Source organism: Halolamina salina (genome assembly GCF_042678005.1).
GTDB lineage: Archaea > Halobacteriota > Halobacteria > Halobacteriales > Haloferacaceae > Halolamina > Halolamina salina.
In genome coordinates, this window is the sequence record NZ_JBHUDH010000029.1 from 2,488 (window position 1) to 4,735 (window position 2,248).

General features: G+C 72.2%; 2 protein-coding genes and 1 pseudogene. All 3 read left to right on the forward strand.

The genetic code is table 11. The features are described from left to right. On the forward strand, positions 1–746 hold a 746-nt coding region (locus ACFR9S_RS03800), incomplete at its 5' end, for an acetylglutamate/acetylaminoadipate kinase (protein ID WP_379818096.1). Then, complete coding sequence (locus ACFR9S_RS03805) at positions 743–1,885, forward strand: aspartate aminotransferase family protein (protein ID WP_379732628.1); 1,143 nt, start codon at positions 743–745, stop codon at positions 1,883–1,885. The genes ACFR9S_RS03800 and ACFR9S_RS03805, both read left to right, overlap by 4 nt. Positions 1,886–1,887: 2 nt before the next feature. After that, positions 1,888–2,248: pseudogene (locus ACFR9S_RS03810) on the forward strand ([LysW]-lysine hydrolase); the annotation flags it as partial.

Genomic DNA, 2,248 nt, shown 5'->3' on the forward strand with positions numbered 1-2,248 from the left:
CCGTCGACGACACGCTCGAAGCGATGGGCGAGGAGCCGGAGTACGTCACCACGCCGTCGGGCGTCTCCGGACGTTTCACCGACGAGGGGACCTTGGAAGTGTTCGAGATGGTGCTGCCCGGCAAGCTCAACACCGAGCTCGTGACCGAGCTCCGCGCGGCGGGCGTGAACGCGGTCGGGCTCTCGGGCGTCGACGGCGGCCTCGTGACGGGCCCGCGCAAGTCGGCGGTCAGGATCGTCGAGGACGGGAAGAGGAAGATCCGTCGCGGCGACCACGCGGGCACGCCCGAGCAGGTCAACGTCGACCTGCTCCAGTCGCTGCTCGCGGACGGCTACGTCCCGACGGTCTCGCCGCCGATGCTGGCCGACGACGACACCACGGCCAACGCCGACGCCGACCGCGTGGCCGCGCTGCTCGCTGCCGAACTCGGCGCCGAACTGGTGCTGCTGACCGACGTGGCGGGCGTCTACGCGGACCCGAACGACCCCGACACGCTGATCGACGAGGCGTCGACGCCCGCGGAGTTCGCGGCCGTCGAGGACGCCGCGGCGGGGTTCATGAGCCGCAAGGTCCACGCCGCGAAGGAGGCGCTTTCCGGCGGCGCCGAGGGCGTCGTCGTCTCCGACGCGACGCTCCGCAAGCCCCTCCTCGCGGCGCTGGAGGGTCACGGGACGTGGATCGCGAAGGAGGCTGTCGTGGATGGCGACGACGCAGCGGCCACAGCCAACGGAGGTGAGTCCGCGTGACCGGCGAGGGGTTCGTCTTCTCCGAGAAGCCGATCACGATCGAGTCGGGGTCGGGCGTCACGCTCACCGCCGAGGACGGCACTGAGTACCTCGACTTCGGCGCGTCCTACGCCTGCACGCCGCTGGGGCACTCGCCGCCGGCGGTCGTCGACGCGATCAGCGAGCAGGCCGAGGATCTGCTGTACGTGCAGGGGTCCTACCCCGTCGCCGCCCGCACGGCGCTGCAGGAGCAGCTCGGCGAGGTCGCGCCGGGCGACCTCTCGAAGGTGTGGCTCTGTAACTCCGGGACGGAGGCCAACGAGGCCGCGCTGAAGTTCGCGCGTTCGGCGACCGGTCGCGAGAAGGTCGTCGCAGCCACCCGTGCGTTCCACGGGCGCACGCTCGGCGCGCTCTCGCTGACGTGGAAGGACGAGTACCGCGACCCGTTCGGGCCGCTCCCGGGCGGCGTGGAGTTCGTTCCCTACGGCGAAGAGGACGCGCTCGCCGACGCAGTCGACGAGGAGACCGCGGCCGTCTTCCTCGAACCGATTCAGGGCGAGGGCGGCGTCCACCCCGCGGGCGACGCGTACCTGCAGACCGCCCGTGAGGTGACCGCTGAGTCGGGCGCGGCGCTCGTGCTGGACGAGATCCAGACCGGCGTCGGCCGTACGGGGACGATGTGGGCCTGCCAGTCGGCGGGAATCGTCCCCGACGTGCTCACGGCCGCGAAGGGCGTCGCGTCGGGCCTCCCCCTCGGCGTGACGCTCTGTGCGGACTGGATCGCCGAGGACGCGGGGAACCACGGCTCGACGTTCGCGGGCAACCCAGTCGTCGCCGCGGCCGCGAGCGCGACGCTGACGCAGTTGCAGACCGACGACGTGCCCGCGAACGCCGCCGCAGTCGGCGAGTACCTTCGCGCGGAACTCCGTGCGGCGGTCGACGAGCACGACCTCCCCGTCCGTGAGGTGCGCGGTTCGGGACTCATGATCGGCATCGAAGTCAAGCGCGGCTCGATGCGCGTGCTCCGCGACCTCGCGATCGAACAGCAAGTGCTCGCGCTCCCGGCCGGCCGTTCCGTGGTGCGCCTGCTCCCGCCGCTGACGATTGACGAAGGGCACGCCGACAGCGTCGTCGACAGTCTGATCGAGGTGCTCGGCTGACGATGCCCGACCTCGAGGGCGGTATCCCGGACCCCACCGGCGCGCTCGACACGCCGGGCCGCGAACTGCTCGCGGCGCTCGTCTCGATCCCCTCGCCCTCGGGCGACGAGTCCGAGGCGGCGGCCCACCTCGCGGACTTTTTCACGGCCCACGGCCGCGAGGCGTGGATCGACGACGCCGGGAACGTCCGCGCGCCGGGCGACGATTCGGTGCTGCTGACCTCCCACGTCGATACGGTGCCCGGGGAGATTCCCGTTCGCGTCGAGGACGGGGACGACGAACTGGGTGTCGAGGGACCCGTGCTCTGGGGCCGCGGCAGCGTCGACGCGACCGGCCCGCTGGCGGGGATGGCCGTCGCGGCCG